Source organism: bacterium, assembly GCA_019695305.1.
GTDB lineage: Bacteria > UBA10199 > UBA10199 > UBA10199 > JAIBAG01 > JAIBAG01.
The window spans coordinates 202,823-216,558 of sequence record JAIBAG010000001.1 but is presented as its reverse complement, the minus strand read 5'-3'; the positions used below and the strand labels follow the sequence as shown (position 1 = coordinate 216,558).

Annotated in this window: 19 protein-coding genes; 3 read left to right on the top strand and 16 right to left on the bottom strand. The window is 40.7% G+C overall.

From position 1 onward, the window contains the following. Positions 1–33: 33 nt before the first annotated feature. From queA to K1X76_00940, 7 genes are all read right to left on the bottom strand, one after another. Positions 34–1,062 (bottom strand): tRNA preQ1(34) S-adenosylmethionine ribosyltransferase-isomerase QueA, encoded by a 1,029-nt coding sequence (gene queA / locus K1X76_00970; protein ID MBX7147630.1) that lies wholly within the window; start codon positions 1,060–1,062, stop codon positions 34–36. After that, positions 1,062–1,709: a hypothetical protein gene (locus K1X76_00965; GenBank protein MBX7147629.1), complete on the bottom strand. Its 648-nt coding sequence runs from the start codon at positions 1,707–1,709 to the stop codon at positions 1,062–1,064. The genes queA and K1X76_00965 overlap by 1 nt, the downstream gene beginning before the upstream one ends. Positions 1,710–1,914: 205 nt before the next feature. Beyond that, positions 1,915–2,688 carry an inositol monophosphatase gene (locus tag K1X76_00960; GenBank protein MBX7147628.1) on the bottom strand — a complete coding sequence of 258 codons (774 nt, stop codon included), beginning with the start codon at positions 2,686–2,688 and terminating at the stop codon, positions 1,915–1,917. A gap of 10 nt (positions 2,689–2,698) precedes the next feature. After that, positions 2,699–3,070, bottom strand: a complete 372-nt coding sequence (locus K1X76_00955) for a type II toxin-antitoxin system VapC family toxin (GenBank protein MBX7147627.1) — start codon at positions 3,068–3,070, stop codon at positions 2,699–2,701. After that, the gene (locus tag K1X76_00950; protein MBX7147626.1) at positions 3,067–3,282 is read right to left on the bottom strand and encodes an AbrB/MazE/SpoVT family DNA-binding domain-containing protein; all 216 of its coding nucleotides are present in this window, start codon (positions 3,280–3,282) and stop codon (positions 3,067–3,069) included. Before K1X76_00950 ends, K1X76_00955 begins: the two co-directional genes overlap by 4 nt. A 58-nt stretch (positions 3,283–3,340) precedes the next feature. Beyond that, positions 3,341–4,009, bottom strand: a complete 669-nt coding sequence (locus K1X76_00945; GenBank protein ID MBX7147625.1) for an HAD hydrolase-like protein — start codon at positions 4,007–4,009, stop codon at positions 3,341–3,343. A gap of 148 nt (positions 4,010–4,157) precedes the next feature. Then, positions 4,158–4,685: a DUF4416 family protein gene (locus tag K1X76_00940; GenBank protein ID MBX7147624.1), complete on the bottom strand. Its 528-nt coding sequence runs from the start codon at positions 4,683–4,685 to the stop codon at positions 4,158–4,160. Between the two features lie 133 nt (positions 4,686–4,818). Between K1X76_00940 and K1X76_00935 the strand changes: the two genes are divergently transcribed. Further along, positions 4,819–5,004, top strand: a complete 186-nt coding sequence (locus K1X76_00935) for a hypothetical protein (GenBank protein MBX7147623.1) — start codon at positions 4,819–4,821, stop codon at positions 5,002–5,004. Positions 5,005–5,030: 26 nt separating this feature from the next. On the opposite strand, the gene K1X76_00930 is transcribed toward K1X76_00935, so the two are convergent. The 4 genes from K1X76_00930 to ilvD are packed head-to-tail and all read right to left on the bottom strand — an operon-like array spanning position 5,031 to position 8,436. Continuing rightward, positions 5,031–5,525, bottom strand: coding sequence for a hypothetical protein (locus K1X76_00930; GenBank protein ID MBX7147622.1), 495 nt, complete (start codon positions 5,523–5,525; stop codon positions 5,031–5,033). 8 nt (positions 5,526–5,533) lie between these two features. Continuing rightward, positions 5,534–6,331 (bottom strand): prolipoprotein diacylglyceryl transferase, encoded by a 798-nt coding sequence (gene lgt / locus K1X76_00925; protein ID MBX7147621.1) that lies wholly within the window; start codon positions 6,329–6,331, stop codon positions 5,534–5,536. Between the two features lie 2 nt (positions 6,332–6,333). Next, entirely contained in the window at positions 6,334–6,705 is a 372-nt protein-coding gene (locus tag K1X76_00920; protein ID MBX7147620.1) for a hypothetical protein, read from the bottom strand. 57 nt (positions 6,706–6,762) lie between these two features. Continuing rightward, a complete protein-coding gene (gene ilvD / locus K1X76_00915; protein MBX7147619.1) occupies positions 6,763–8,436 on the bottom strand; it encodes a dihydroxy-acid dehydratase in 1,674 nt (557 codons plus the stop codon). Positions 8,437–8,533: 97 nt separating this feature from the next. On the opposite strand from ilvD, the gene K1X76_00910 reads away from it, so the two are divergent. Next, on the top strand, positions 8,534–8,758 hold the full coding sequence (locus K1X76_00910) for a hypothetical protein (GenBank protein ID MBX7147618.1): 225 nt from the start codon (positions 8,534–8,536) through the stop codon (positions 8,756–8,758). Between the two features lie 72 nt (positions 8,759–8,830). Here the strand turns inward: K1X76_00910 and K1X76_00905 are convergent, their stop codons facing one another. The 3 genes from K1X76_00905 to K1X76_00895 all read right to left on the bottom strand — a co-directional run bounded on the left by K1X76_00905 (position 8,831) and on the right by K1X76_00895 (position 10,896). Further along, a complete protein-coding gene (locus K1X76_00905; GenBank protein ID MBX7147617.1) occupies positions 8,831–9,895 on the bottom strand; it encodes a thioredoxin domain-containing protein in 1,065 nt (354 codons plus the stop codon). Between the two features lie 96 nt (positions 9,896–9,991). Further along, complete coding sequence (locus tag K1X76_00900; GenBank protein ID MBX7147616.1) at positions 9,992–10,474, bottom strand: hypothetical protein; 483 nt, start codon at positions 10,472–10,474, stop codon at positions 9,992–9,994. Between the two features lie 104 nt (positions 10,475–10,578). Beyond that, positions 10,579–10,896 (bottom strand): BolA family transcriptional regulator, encoded by a 318-nt coding sequence (locus K1X76_00895; protein MBX7147615.1) that lies wholly within the window; start codon positions 10,894–10,896, stop codon positions 10,579–10,581. Between the two features lie 17 nt (positions 10,897–10,913). Between K1X76_00895 and K1X76_00890 the strand changes: the two genes are divergently transcribed. Beyond that, on the top strand, positions 10,914–11,105 hold the full coding sequence (locus tag K1X76_00890) for a hypothetical protein (protein ID MBX7147614.1): 192 nt from the start codon (positions 10,914–10,916) through the stop codon (positions 11,103–11,105). Here K1X76_00890 and K1X76_00885 read toward each other — a convergent pair. Both K1X76_00885 and K1X76_00880 read right to left on the bottom strand, forming a co-directional pair. Continuing rightward, positions 11,062–11,424, bottom strand: a complete 363-nt coding sequence (locus K1X76_00885) for a tetratricopeptide repeat protein (protein ID MBX7147613.1) — start codon at positions 11,422–11,424, stop codon at positions 11,062–11,064. The two genes, K1X76_00890 and K1X76_00885, sit on opposite strands and share 44 nt — an antisense overlap. 37 nt (positions 11,425–11,461) lie before the next feature. Then, positions 11,462–13,708: a PBP1A family penicillin-binding protein gene (locus tag K1X76_00880; GenBank protein ID MBX7147612.1), complete on the bottom strand. Its 2,247-nt coding sequence runs from the start codon at positions 13,706–13,708 to the stop codon at positions 11,462–11,464. Positions 13,709–13,736: the final 28 nt, after the last annotated feature.

Below are 13,736 nucleotides of genomic sequence, written 5' to 3'. Positions count from 1 at the left end.
TGCACGACCAAAACAGGAAGATCAAATAAAAAATCATATAATTAACATGCAATCACCATAACTGAACAAACGGTACTCTTTTGTCACAGCGTGCTGATAAGCACTTAAAATAAAGTCACGCCCTGCAAAAGCAGATACCAAAACCAGCAGTGTAGATTCGGGCTGATGAAAATTGGTAAAAAGAGCATCGGCCACTTTAAACTCATAGGGCGGATAAATAAATTTTTCGGTATAACCAGGTCCCGCTTTTATTTGAACTTTATCGGAAGCTGCCGATTCCAATGCCCGCATGGCTGTAGTACCTACCACCACCACTTTTTTATTATCTTTTTTAGTGTTTCTAATTTGAGCTACTGTTTCTTCGCTAATTTCGTAACTTTCACCGTGCATGGCATGGTCACGAATATCATCACTTTTTATAGGCAAAAAAGTGCCCAAACCCACATGTAATGTAATAAAAGCAGTTTCAATTTTTTTTGTCTTGAGCGTTTCCATCATCGCTTCGTTAAAATGAAAACCGGCTGTGGGAGCTGCTAGCGAACCCGTTTTTTGAGCATAAATAGTTTGATAACGTTCGGTATCTGTTTTTTTATCATCAGCTCTTTTAATATAAGGCGGCAGCGGGATATGACCAATATGGGATAGCCATTCCATCACAGGCTTTTGAGTATCAAACAATATAGTTCTTACACGTCCATTATCCTCTAGCAATGTTCCGGTAAAATTATGATCAAAAATAATTTTAGTTCCTTCGGCTAGTCGCTTGGATGCATGCACCAGGCACGTCCAGGTAAGAGATTTTATTTCGTTAATTAAAAAAATCTCAACATTGCCTCCGGTTTCTTTTTTACCAATCAAGCGGCAGGGAAATACTTTAGAGTTGTTAAAAACAAGAAGATCACCTTCATTTAAAAAATTGGGCAAATCTTTAAAAAATGAATCGGTAAAATTTTTTTGCTGCTTATTCACAACAAGCATACGCGAGGCATCACGACTTTCTAAGGGATGTTGCGCCACCAAATGAGGCGGATAAAAATAGGAATAGTCTTTAAGGGAGTACATTAGGAATTGGTTTTATTAAACAGCTCCAGCATTTTAAGAAGAAGTTTTTCGTACGGTTTATTTTTATGAGCCTTGGAAAAAGAAATTCCTTTATTTAAAAAATCACGGCACAAATCGGGCTCTATTTTACGTTTGCTTAACATTTCGAGTAATTTAAAGTTAAAATTTACAGGGCTTACAAGCCCGTTAAAATTATCACCCATCGATTTTTTAAAACATTCAATAGCCAAAACCTTATCCCCTTTTTTAAGGGCTGTCCTGCCCATAAGCGTATAAGCCTGATGAACTAAAGTAAAATCGGGGCCCACCATGGTAAGAACTTCATTCATTTTACGAATCACGATGTCGTACTGGCCAAAAAAATCGCATAACAAGTTAGCAGAAATAATTTTAAGTGTAGGGTCTTCGGGAATAAATTTTTCAGCTTTCTCATAATACTTCCAGGCTTTTCTAAAATCTTTTTTAATTTTATAAAAAATACCATATGCCGAACAAAACATTCCCTGCATCAGCTCATCATGCAGCACTTCTGCTTCCTTAAGCCCCTCGGCTAAAAGCGCTTCGGCCTCGGCAAGCTTTTTTTTGTTCATAAAATCGAAGGCTTTATGAAGTTTTTCAGATTGCATTTTTTGGTTTAAGGAAGTCATTTTTTATTCTTCTTATAAAAAAACATGAAATAAATAATAAAGAGTAAAGTCCTGTCCTAATTTTTATTTTTTATCGACGTAAGTCCCACCTTATAGCTTTCACCCTACAAGAAAAAGGCCTGTCTTCACAGAACTTGTGAAAGCGTCATCTAATAAAAGGACTCTATGACGATAAAAAATAAAAATTAGGCCAGGACTTTGTGGGCTATACTCCCACTAACAACCCCACAAGTTCATCATGAATCAAGCCATTACTGGCGGCAATCTGCCGATCATACACTGTAGCAGGTGTTCCATCAAAGCGCGTCACTTTTCCGCCCGCTTCATGGATCATAAGGCCACCTGCCGCCACATCCCACGCAAAAAGATCGAGCTCCCAAAATCCATCGTACCGACCCGCTGCCACATAACATAAATCGATGGCCGCCACTCCGTCACGCCGTACTGCTTGGGCCTGTAAGATCATTTTTCTAAAATGATCGAGGTTATTGTCTACTTTTTCGCGTATATTGTAGGCAAATCCGGTGGAAAGCATACTTTTGCCTACATTTGGAGCCTTTGATACCTGCATTTTTTTACCGTTTACAAAACTGCCGCTACCAAGTTCGGCGGTAAACAATTCTTTTCTATTAGGATCATACACCACTCCGGCTACAATTTCACCGCCGTATTCAAGACCTATGGATACACAAAAAAGGGGATAACCATGGGCATAATTGGTGGTGCCATCAAGGGGATCAATAATCCATTTATAATCGGATTTTTGTTTAGTTTCGCCCCCTTCTTCGGCCAAAATGGAATGATGAGGAAATTCTTTAAGCAAGCGCTCAATAATCATTTTTTCGCAGGCCTTATCCACCTCGGTAACCAAGTTAATGGCACCTTTATATTCTACGTTCACTTCAGTACCAAGGCGCGTTATTTGATAATCACCTGCCATTGTAGCCGCATCAATAGCGGCATCTAAATAGGTTGTCATAAACAAAACCTCATTTCAAAATATCAACATTGGGCAACCCATGAAAATCATAATCGGCTGTCACTAAACGGGCTTCGCTTACTTGAGCTGTTCCGTAAACAATGGCGTCAGCCATAGCCAAATCATATTTAAGCGCCAAATCAGCCGCTTCAATGGCTAAACCTTCGTTCAAATCTACTACAGAGCCTTTTTTCATAAGGCTGACCGCGTAAAAAGCTTTTTCTTCATCCAATGTTTTTTTTATTTTTTTATATACCTCATACAACACAAGAGAAGGCACATAGAGATTTTTGGGAGTTTTAAGATAGTGCTTTGCTTTCTCACCCGTCTTTGATCCCAGAAGAATTTCTATCCATACCGATGAATCCAGCACAACATTCATACGCGATCTTTCTTATCACGTAAATTGGCGGACGTGAGACGGGAATTTTTAAAAAGACCAAAAGTTTTAGAAAGGGCAACGTCAGGGGCCATATAAATAACCCCGTTTTTTTCTAAAATCATAAGTTTTTGCTTTGGCTTTAAAGAAAGTTTATTCCTAATTTCCTTCGGGATCACAATTTGAAATTTTTGAGAAACTTGGGTATATGTCATAAAATTAACCGTCCTACTTTTTATAATTTTATCCTACTTTTAGCATAAAAGTAAACCTTTAATACGGGAAGTTTTCGAGAGTATCTAACACCACATGCGGATTTTCGGCTTCAAGTTGAGCGCGCGGGGTAGATCCGGTACACACGGCCACTACAGTAGCGCCAATAGCCTTACCACAACGCACATCGTGAACAGTATCGCCAATTAAATATGTTTCTGAATCTTCACCTACATGCTGCAGCGCTCTTTTATGGGCTAGCCGTGTTAAATCAATACGTTCATACGCATCACAGCCATAACCACCAAACAAGAAAGCATGGGTATTAAAACCACCCTGCTTTAATTTATTAAACGCTGTTTCTTTATAATTGCCGGTGGCCAGTCCCAAGTACGTATTTTTTTGTGAAAATAGTGAGGCAATAATTTCGGATGCCATAGGCATAATACGAAAACGTGGTGAGCGGGGCAATTCTTCGGCCATTATTTTGTTATACAAGTTTTTTATATTTTCCTGCTCTTCTGCCGAGGCTTTTTTCCCAAAATTCTTTTCAAAAATCTCATCCACAATAGACGGATCGGTACGTCCGTCGGGATTAATATTATCCCAAATATTTTTCTTACCAAACAAGCTCTCAAAAACCCGCTCAAAGGCCACCACTCCTGCGCCACCGGTTAAGAGAAGCGTTCCATCAATATCCCACAAAAATATTTTTTTCTTCTCTGCCATATAAATCTCAAGGCGTTTTCTTCATTTTAATTTTTTTAAATTCTATGCCGACCACCTTAAGAGCCCTCACCTCACTACCCAAAGGCCTATCTGCCCAGAAATTGTGAGGGTGTCATCTAATCAATGGAGCTCAGAGAATTTAAAAAAATTAAAATGAAGAAAACGCCTCACCCTTCACCTTCCCCCGATACAACTCCCTTAAGCGCTTAAAATACCCATCATACATCCCGCTTTTAAAGTCTGGAAAGGTCCAGTCAAAACCCCTAAATTCACCCTTGTAATATTCCATCACCATATCGGCATACATAGTATTGGAAAGGGCAATTTTATGACCCCCATATTTGGTTGAAGCGAGCACTATTTTGGTTAAATCGAGATAACCGGGATCGATATTTACTAATCTTTTACCCTTCTCAGTAAAGAATTCTCGCTCTAAAACAATAGAACTTTCCTTAAATTCTGCTATTTTATAAGGAATTTTTGTATTTTTTAATGAAAAAAACGCTTTTTTAAGATTTTCACCCATTTCTGGCGCGTAATAACTGGTTTTATCAAACAAAAACTCCTCAAAATAATCGTCTAAAACCCCAAATGCATCCGAAATGATGTTTTTTATGTTCTCAACAGGAACTGTTGGGGCGTAAATGATTCCAAAAAAGTATTGAACCGGCTGCATAGTGCTTTCTCTAGCCTATTCACCCTCTACTGTAAAGCCCAGCGCTTAACGCAGTGCGCATTTTTAAGGTATTTCCTTAGCCCTACTTCTTCTGTACAATTTTGACTGGGGATTAAGAGGGGGTTTTATGGACATGGAAAAATCGATTTCGCTTTTAAGCGATTTTATCGGTCAAAACATGTGTGTAGTAGCCTACGGCGATACCTATACCGGAACTTTGGTGAAGGTCGATTACGACAAAGAATTTATCATGCTGCTTAAAGGCAAAGATAAAATTGAAATTGATTTGGAACGTGTTGAGTCATTCACCATTGTTTAATAACACTCTTAAACAAGTGAGGCCAATTAACGGTTTTTTACACCGACATTGGTCATTTCGATATTTGGGCTACGCAGGGCATCTTCCAAATATTCTTTTAAACGTCTTTCCACATTCCCAGTACTTTCCAAGCGACCTATAAGACTTTTAACCGTTGTTGAAATCACCACTTTGGTAGAATCACCCTGTTCAATCAAATCCACATTCATCTTGTAGTATGCTCCATCAGCACCACCGTAGTCTCTACGCTCAAACAGATTAAAATAATGTGAATCTACCTCTACTGGTTTCCATCCCGACTTAACACTACCAGCTTCAGCATCTACAACGGTCACTTGATATTTTAATGCTTCCAGTCCTTTTTGAACGGCTTCCAAAATCTCTGTGCGACCATTTCTAAAAACCGCACTGGTGGATACCGAGTTAAAATCTTTACCATACACCATCACTTTGGTGCACAATTGCCCCGAAAAAAGGGTGAACCACACACACACCAGCATCAATTTTAATGCGTTTTTCATGTTGTCTCCTACCCCTTTTTCCTTTTTAAAATACTAAACCACAAAATAAGAGCCATCACAAACCAAATGATACTGATAAATTGTGATGTTGATAAAACTCCTTCTACTACAAACCCTCTAATGGTATCGCCCCGGTAAATTTCTAAAACCGAGCGCAAAATAGGATAAATAATAAGATACATTAAAAACACCTCGCCATCGAATGTTTTTTTGCGTCTAAACCACATTAAAAAAAGAAAGATACAAAGTTCACCAAACGATTCAAACAGCTGGGTGGGATACACAGGGTGATCGTGCGGGGCTATTGCAAAATCGGTTAAAGGAAAAATAACCGCATACCAGGCATCCGGTGAAGCTGGCTTGCCAAAACAGCAGCCGGCTGCAAAACAACCTAGGCGGCCAATAGCATGGCCAATGGCAATACCAGGAGCAAAAACATCGGCCACTTTAAAAAACGGGAGATCATGCTTGCGCGTGTAGTAAACACTGGTAGCAACCGCACCAATTAAGCCCCCATAAAACACTAGCCCGCCTTCCCAAAAGCGCACAAAGACCATGGGGTCTTTCCACCACTGGGGAACAGACGCAACTACATAAAGAAGACGAGAACCAATAATGGCCGAAAGAACAATATAAAAAAACAAATCGAGCACACGTTCGGGCGAAAGCCCCACCCGCTTAGCTTCAGTTTTGGACCACCACAACCCCACAAGAAAAGCCGTAGCCACAAGCGCTCCATAGGTGTGAATAGGCCGTCCACCAATAAAAGGAAGAAAATCAGGTATGTAAAAGAGGACCGGATGCATAATTATTCACTATCTTGCCAATCGGCTAAGGTAACACCAAGCACAATACCAAGAGCTGTTATAACAAGACCGCCCACCAAAAAACTTGTTTTTAAAGCATTCACTTTAGGCTGATCAATCTGTGTAATTTGGGTCATGGGAATTGTTTCTTGAGAATACCGGTTTTGGATAATCAACTGGTCTGCTTCCATTTTAAAGCCATTCATTCCCGTATACACTCGCTTTCCATTATCCGTAGTAATGCGGTATTCCTTTTGAGTATCAAGCGAGGGTAATGCCGAATTTTGGCTGCTTCTCACATACAGTGGCTTATAACTGACACAGGCGTTAAACGATAAAAAGAAAAACAAGGTAATCCATGACAAAAATTTCATAGATATTCTTTCTATTCATCCTTAAGCAAACTCTCTCCCCCGCCTGCTTTTGGTTTATTAATGCGTCACCGCGCCTTTAGCGGCTGACGATACGAGTTTGGCATATTTAGCCAGCACTCCGCGCTTGTAAGGAATTTCACGCGGCTTTAATTTTTTGAAACGCGCATCAATTTCAGTTTGCGGCACATGCAGTTCAATAACTTCTTTTATGGCATCAATGGTAATTAAGTCTCCGTCCTGAACAACAGCAATAAGACCACCATCCTGGGCTTCGGGAGCAATATGCCCCACCACCAAGCCGTGTGTTCCACCACTAAAACGGCCATCGGTAATAAGACCAACCGAATCGCCCAACCCTTTACCTACAATAGCGGCTGTAACCGCCAGCATTTCACGCATGCCGGGGCCACCTTTGGGGCCTTCGTAGCGAATCACCACCACATCACCCTCTTTAATTTTATCGGCCATAATGGCATCAAAGCAGGCTTCTTCGCCGTCAAATACTTTGGCAGGGCCTTTAATGGTAATTTTGGAAAGTCCTGCAATTTTACACACCGCACCCTCGGGCGATAAATTGCCTTTTAAAATAACCAAAGGACCCGATTTAAAAATGGGATGATTAAGCGGCTTTACAATATGCTGGCCATCCACAAGGCCGGATATGTTCTTTAAATTTTCGGCAACTGTTTTGCCAGTAACTGTCAGGCAATCGCCATGGAGCAAACCGGCATCTAAGAGCATTTTCATCACACCATGAACACCACCCACGCGATCAAGATCGGTCATTACATATTTGCCACCGGGCTTAAGATCGGCCAGATGAGGCGTGGTTTTGCTGATACGGTTAAAATCGTCGATATTCAGATCGATATTGAGTTCATGCGCAATCGCTAAAAGATGCAACACCGCATTGGTAGAACCACCCAACACCAGCACCACACGGATGGCATTTTCAAACGATTTTTTAGTTAAAATTTTAGACGGCGTTAAATCGCGGCGCACCAGTTCAACAACTTGTTTGCCCACTTCATAACAATCTTCGGCCTTGCGGCTAGAAACAGCGGGGAGCGAAGCAGAACCGGGCAAACTCATACCCAAGGCCTCGATGGCCGATGCCATGGTATTGGCTGTATACATACCACCGCACGAACCGGCTCCGGGAATAGCCTTTTTTTCAATTTCTACCAATTTATCGTGAGAAATTTTTCCACTGTTAAAAGCACCCACAGCTTCAAAAATACTGACGATATCAATATCGTGTCCATCACAGTTACCGGGCATAATAGTACCACCGTAAACAAAAATACTGGGCACATCCACACGGCACATGGCCATGAGACATCCCGGCATATTTTTATCGCAGCCACCAATGGCGACTAAAGCATCATGACGCATGCCTTGATTAACTGTTTCAATGCTATCGGCAATAACCTCGCGCGACACGAGTGAAAATTTCATCCCTTCGTGTCCCATACCAATTCCGTCACTCATGGTAATGGAATGATACACTTGCGGCATGCCACCGCCGGCACGGATGCCTTCTTTTACTTTTTCGGCAAGCCCGTTAATATGCATGTTACAGGGTGTTACTTCGCTGCCAAGGCTAGCCACGCCAACCACGGGCTTGTTAAAATCTTCATCGGTAAAACCAACAGCGCGCAGCATGGCCCGGTTGGGAGCCCGTGAATCGCCTTCGGTCATAAGAGAACTGCGTTTTTTAAGTGGGTTCATAGTCTGTACTGTCTAGCCTCATCGGGGGCTTTTTTCAAGTGGGGATATTGGAGTTTTTTCTTGCAGGATATACCCAAAAAACATTAAATAGGGCCCTATGACTACCCCCAACCGCATGCAAGAACACTGGTCCGATTTAAAAATTTACATCAAACAGGAATGGCCTCGTTTCTCGGATGCCACCATCGAAAACGTCAATGGGGACTTCGACCGTTTTTTAAAGCATTTAAAAGATCTTTATAACAATTTCCCGCTCGAAGAAGCTAAAGCTCGCTCTAAAATTCAGGCTTATTTAAATCATTTGGAAGGCCTTGCGGGTTAATAACTAAATTAAAGCAAAAAAAAAGGGGCATCGTTCTGATGCCCCTTTTTACACAATCACTATACGATACGTTTATTTTTTACCTAAACGATCCAATTCTTCATCAATAATTTCTTTAAAACGGTCAAAGGGTTGAGCACCCGATACAAAAATACCATTGATGAAATAAGCCGGGGTTCCAGAAACGCCAGACTCCGAGCCTTCTTTAATATCTTTATCAATTTCAGCTTTAAATTTACCAGAATCTAAACATTCGTTAAATTTTTTGGTATCCAGTTTTAAATCGGCTGCATATTGCTTGAGATTTTCAATTTCTAGGCCTTTCTGATTTTCCCAAAGATTATGATTGTATTCCCAGTATTTCTTTTGATCGCCAGCACAATTGGCCGCTTCCGAAGCTTTGGGAGCATTTTTGTGAAACGAAAGAGGAAAATCACGGAACACATAGTGCACTTTTCCTTTATATGTTTCTAAAATCTGTTCTACTGTAGGACGAGCTTTTTTGCAGAAAGGGCATTGAAATTCAGAAAATTCGATAATCTGAATAGGAGCATCTACATCGCCTTTAGACGGATCATCATCAGCCGATACTTCAATGCGAGGACGTTGCATTAAAATTTCAACTTTAGAACCTTCCTTTAATTTTTTAATAAAATCATTATATACGGTACGTTCTTTGGTGGCACTTACCTGGGCCATCAATTGAGGTTTTACCTGCTCAAAAGGAGCATTGTTAAACCGGGCTTTGGCAAACTCGTAAAAGTTTTTTAAATCGGTTTCAGTAGGCTCGGTTATTTTATCTTTTACTTCGGTTTTCAACAATTCTTCCAAAGTAACGCCACGTTTTTTAGCTTCGGCTTCAAGGAGCTTATCTTCAATCATGTCTTGCAAGCCGTTTCTTTTAATATCAAAAATTTGAGATTGAACTTTGGAAAGCTGCTTGGATAGTGCGGCCGATACTTCGGCATCGGTAATATCCACGCCGTTTACACGGGCCAAAACATCCCCACCGCTGGGGGCAGGAGCCGGGGAAGAAGCCGCGGATTTATTATCGGCTGCCGGACTTGCGGTATGGGCTTCGGGTTTACAAGCAACAAAAGCAGAGAAGGTGAGTAACAACGCAACAATTTTTTTCATAAAAGAGCTCCTTTATTAATGATAAGGGCTAAAAGTGTAACAAAAGCTTAAAACCTTGTCATTAAGCGTTTATTAATTTTTTTTAAGCAATAAGACCTAGAAAAAGTAGTAGCGGATGCCCAAGCCGCCCGTTATATCAAACTCGTCATCCGGCGAAAACTCAATGCCTGGCGCCGCTTCGGCGTAAATATCGATATCTCCATCATCAATAGTCCAACTGGCACCTACAGGAAAGCGGAGCGCAAAAATACCATCGCCATCATTAGCCCCACCTAAATCAACACCAAATTTGGCTCCCGCTCCTATATACGGGGTTACAGTACCGTTATTAGTTTTAAAATCGAGAATATCTCTAAAATGAAACACAGCTGAGGGCTCAACAATAAAACTTTCTTCAGCAAAACCATAACCGGCAATAGTATCGAGTGATAAAAATTTGAAAAAGTTGATGCGAACCGAAGCACCCATAGGCTCACCTATATTTAACCCCACGCCTAATTTTTTATAATCGTCACAAAAACCTAACGTTGATGTACCTACCAGCACCACAAACAATAAAGCTGAAATAATTTTTTTCATTTTAATCTCCTTTGTCAATGCCGTAGCAAATGCGGCCTTTTTTTAGATCTAACGCTTTTGCAGCTTTTTGAAAAGAAAAATGAGAAAAATTTTTAAACTATATTTTAATTTTCGTTTTTAGATCCACCCATACACGGCGGCGATGCCGGTACAACACCACCTTTTGCTTTCCATTCAGCGGGCGAATACGCGATAATAGACAAAGCATGCATGCCCTCATCAAAAACTCTTTTTAATGCGCCGTTAATCAGACGATGGCGATTAATAAGACTTTCTTTTTCAAAAGCAGATGACACTACTACAACTTTATAATGGGTTTCACTTTTAGGGCCGCTATGTTTATGGCTTTCGTTTAATACTTCTAAAAAAACGGGGTTAAAATTTTGGATGAGCAGAGTTGTGATTGTTTCTTGTCGCGACATATGCTTAAAAAAGGGCTGTGACCCAACTTAATAAAGACATCGATTATTATTATAACAGCGAGGGGCTCATGGTTCTAACCCCCAGCTACTTGAAGCGCCGGGGTTATTGCTGCCAAAACGGCTGCCTTCATTGCCCCTACGGATTTAAGAAAAATATTGCCGATACTAATTCCCCTGAGATGCCTCCAAAAGCTCCCGAAGAGAATTAATTTTAAGTCTCATCTCTTCATCGGCTGCCAAGGCATCTGCTTTATCTAACAAGTTGGCCGCCCGTGCATTGTCTCCCGCTTTGTACTTAAGATAGGCTAACCAGTAAAAAATTTCGGCGTTATGCGGATCAATTTTAATTGCTTCTTCCAACATCCACTCGGCATCATCAAGACGTTCATCATCAATAAGCGGAATAGCCTGATTCATTAAAGTGGCTGCCGCTTCATTAGGGGGCTTGGTGTAAATTTCAGGATTGGTTTCGGTTATAGGAGAGCGCTCATTGGTACGTGGCGCATCTTTTGTTTTGCCACAACCCATGATGAAACAAAAACACACTATCACCAGTATAACAAAATTATTTACAATCTTCTGTAGGCTCTGTTCCTTTAATAAAATATTCATCTAAAGCTTCTCCACATTTTTTACGATGGATCAAACCTGTTTTAGGATCGATCGGAACCAGGATAATATGGGGTGTGGGTCTAAAGGGCAAGCTTCCATTATCGGCCACCACTTCCTTCATAAAATTAGACCATAATGGCAAAGCCCCCGAGCCTCCTGTTAAACCCGTAGCACGCCCATCATCATAACCCACCCATGTAAGAGCTATCACATCGGGAGTATAACCCACAAACCAGGCATCGCGATAACCGCTTGTGGTTCCTGTTTTTCCAGCTGCTAGTGCCGTAAAACCCAAATTGCGCGCGCCCTTTGCAGTACCACGATCAAAAACTCCGGTTAAAAGCTGATTCACTAAAAACGCCGTATCGGGCGAAATTACTTTTTCCATATTTAGGTCTTTGCGTTCCAAAACCTCACCATCCGGTGTCACCACCTGACGAATAGCTTGCGGTTCCGATAAAACACCCTGGTTTGGAAAAACCGTGTATGCACGAATCATTTCCATAGGAGATACTTCAAATGACCCTAACACTAAAGATGGATAAGGTTTAAATTCGGATACAAAGTGAAATTTTTCGAGCTCTTTTACAATTTTATCAAGCCCTACTTCTAACGAAAGCCTTACTGCTGCCACGTTAAAACTTTTTTCAAGCGCTTCTCTTAAAGGAATCATCCCATGAAATGTTTTATCATAATTTTGTGGTTTCCATGGCTCACCATCGTTATCAACCTCTAGCGGTGAGTCGTCTATGAGAGTGGCCAGTGTTTTAGGCGGGTTTGTTTGTTCGGGATCAAGCGCCATCATGTATACAAATGGCTTCATAAGAGAGCCTGGCTGACGCTTAGAAAGCAAAAGATGATCAAACTGATTTTTTATATAATCTCGCCCTCCCACATAAGCCCTAATATAACCGGTGGCATTTTGAAGCATAATAAGAGCACCTTGCAACATCACTCCGGCATCCTTATTTTTTTTAAGAACGGTTGAATTTTTTTCGAGAGAAGCCAGTGACTTTTCCACCAAGCGATAAGCCTTTCTTTGTTCATTCATATCGAGTGTTGTGAAAATATAAAGACCTTCAGCTTCTAACTGCACACGTGGAAAATTTTCTTTGAGTTGATACAAAACTAAATCTACAAAATGCGGGGCAAAATTAACGCGCTTGTTCCGTTTAGTAAGAGGTAAGCTTTCCTTTACAGCAGCATCGTGCTCATCTTTACTAATAAAACTATTTTCAAGCATTTTTCCCAAAATAAGATTACGTCGCCTTAACGCTCTATCGGGATGATCAAACGGAGAATAATAACCTGGCGAACGGATAATACCGGCCAATAATGCCGATTCGGCTATATTCAGCTGCGATACATTTTTGGAAAAATACAAATTAGCAGCTTCTTCTACTCCCGCCACACTGGCTGGCCCACGCTGACCCAAATAAATTTCGTTTAAATACGCTTCAAAAATTTCGTCTTTGGAGTATCGGGCTTCTAGTAAAAAAGCCATGATCATCTCGTTAAACTTGCGGCTTAAAGTACGCTTGGGCGTTAAAAAGAAATTTTTAACTAACTGCTGAGTAAGAGTAGAGCCGCCTTCCTTTAGTTTAAAATGAATAATATTTTTAAACATGGCCCGCGTAATGCCTCTAAAATCAATACCGTAATGCTTGTAAAAACGTTCATCTTCAACCGATACAATGGCATCTTTTAAAGCCTGCGGAATGTTGGCAAAAGGTACAAAGGTTCTATCTTCCAAATTTTCATCAAAAATTGACGCAATTACTTCTGGCTCTAAACGTGCCAGCGTTAACTCTTCTTCCGTATCTATTCTTTTAAGACCCGACAAGTTACCGTCTGTAATTGCAAATGAAATGGGATATCCTTCAAATTTTTGGTGAGGATAATTAAAATTATGAAGGTAAACTTCGTAGTTATTACCTTGTTTATAAAATTCACCCGGGGATTTGGGCGTTTGGGACACCTCGTTGTACTCTAAAAAGTCCAATTTTTCATCAATATCGGTGCTTTTCACATAGCGGCCGTTGTAAAGCGAATACGAATCCGAAAAAACACGGCTGGGCAAGTTCCAGCGATGATGTTCAAATTTTTTGGTAATTGTATGATAAAGCGTAAGCGTATGTACCAAAAGTATGGCTAATAACCCTATGCTTAAAATCATCACTATACGCTTCAATCGTTTCATACTTCCTTACTGGCTAACCAAAACCCTC

What these genes read in the sequence shown, in the direction of transcription:
- K1X76_00950 (MBX7147626.1), bottom strand. Translation starts at nt 3,282, where the DNA reads ATGACATATACCCAAGTTTCTCAAAAATTTCAAATTGTGATCCCGAAG.
- K1X76_00900 (MBX7147616.1), bottom strand. Translation starts at nt 10,474, where the DNA reads ATGAAAAAAATTATTTCAGCTTTATTGTTTGTGGTGCTGGTAGGTACA.
- K1X76_00920 (MBX7147620.1), bottom strand. Translation starts at nt 6,705, where the DNA reads ATGAAATTTTTGTCATGGATTACCTTGTTTTTCTTTTTATCGTTTAAC.
- K1X76_00905 (MBX7147617.1), bottom strand. Translation starts at nt 9,895, where the DNA reads ATGAAAAAAATTGTTGCGTTGTTACTCACCTTCTCTGCTTTTGTTGCT.
- K1X76_00885 (MBX7147613.1), bottom strand. Translation starts at nt 11,424, where the DNA reads ATGGGTTGTGGCAAAACAAAAGATGCGCCACGTACCAATGAGCGCTCT.
- K1X76_00960 (MBX7147628.1), bottom strand. Translation starts at nt 2,688, where the DNA reads ATGACAACCTATTTAGATGCCGCTATTGATGCGGCTACAATGGCAGGT.
- K1X76_00940 (MBX7147624.1), bottom strand. Translation starts at nt 4,685, where the DNA reads ATGCAGCCGGTTCAATACTTTTTTGGAATCATTTACGCCCCAACAGTT.
- K1X76_00930 (MBX7147622.1), bottom strand. Translation starts at nt 5,525, where the DNA reads ATGAAAAACGCATTAAAATTGATGCTGGTGTGTGTGTGGTTCACCCTT.
- queA (MBX7147630.1), bottom strand. Translation starts at nt 1,062, where the DNA reads ATGTACTCCCTTAAAGACTATTCCTATTTTTATCCGCCTCATTTGGTG.
- K1X76_00895 (MBX7147615.1), bottom strand. Translation starts at nt 10,896, where the DNA reads ATGTCGCGACAAGAAACAATCACAACTCTGCTCATCCAAAATTTTAAC.
- K1X76_00955 (MBX7147627.1), bottom strand. Translation starts at nt 3,070, where the DNA reads ATGAATGTTGTGCTGGATTCATCGGTATGGATAGAAATTCTTCTGGGA.
- K1X76_00945 (MBX7147625.1), bottom strand. Translation starts at nt 4,009, where the DNA reads ATGGCAGAGAAGAAAAAAATATTTTTGTGGGATATTGATGGAACGCTT.
- K1X76_00880 (MBX7147612.1), bottom strand. Translation starts at nt 13,708, where the DNA reads ATGAAACGATTGAAGCGTATAGTGATGATTTTAAGCATAGGGTTATTA.
- lgt (MBX7147621.1), bottom strand. Translation starts at nt 6,331, where the DNA reads ATGCATCCGGTCCTCTTTTACATACCTGATTTTCTTCCTTTTATTGGT.
- K1X76_00965 (MBX7147629.1), bottom strand. Translation starts at nt 1,709, where the DNA reads ATGACTTCCTTAAACCAAAAAATGCAATCTGAAAAACTTCATAAAGCC.
- ilvD (MBX7147619.1), bottom strand. Translation starts at nt 8,436, where the DNA reads ATGAACCCACTTAAAAAACGCAGTTCTCTTATGACCGAAGGCGATTCA.
- K1X76_00935 (MBX7147623.1), top strand. Translation starts at nt 4,819, where the DNA reads ATGGAAAAATCGATTTCGCTTTTAAGCGATTTTATCGGTCAAAACATG.
- K1X76_00910 (MBX7147618.1), top strand. Translation starts at nt 8,534, where the DNA reads ATGACTACCCCCAACCGCATGCAAGAACACTGGTCCGATTTAAAAATT.